At 37.6% G+C, this 351-nt stretch carries 1 rRNA gene; it reads right to left on the bottom strand.

The annotated features are described in order from the left end of the window. Positions 1-236 precede the first annotated feature (236 nt). Positions 237-351 (bottom strand): 16S ribosomal RNA (locus KGF42_RS19345); the annotation flags it as partial.

The following is a 351-nucleotide window of genomic DNA, read 5'->3' as shown; positions in this document are numbered from 1 at the left end:
TTAATAACTTGACCAGTTAAAAAGGTTTGATAGATTAGAAGCTATCAACTTCGATAATTTTAAAAAGTTATCAGCTTTATATATTACAAATTAGATGTCATATCACTAAATATATATATGCAGTTTTTAAGGTGCTAACGCACGTCGCCAACGGATAAATCCCGTTGCTCAAAGTGCTATTTTGAGTATTCGTAAAAACGAACCCTCAAAATTAAACAGTAGGCAATTCTCCTTAGAAAGGAGGTGATCCAGCCGCACCTTCCGATACGGCTACCTTGTTACGACTTCACCCCAGTTATTGATTCCACCTTCGACGACTTCTTCCAAAAGGTTAGATAATCGGCTTCGGGC

Origin of the sequence: Clostridioides sp. ZZV15-6383, assembly GCF_020657735.1 — a bacterium.
Classification (GTDB): Bacteria; Bacillota; Clostridia; order Peptostreptococcales; family Peptostreptococcaceae; genus Clostridioides; species Clostridioides difficile_D.
The sequence above is the reverse complement of the archived record's forward strand: the minus strand, read 5'-3'. Positions and strand labels throughout refer to the sequence as shown.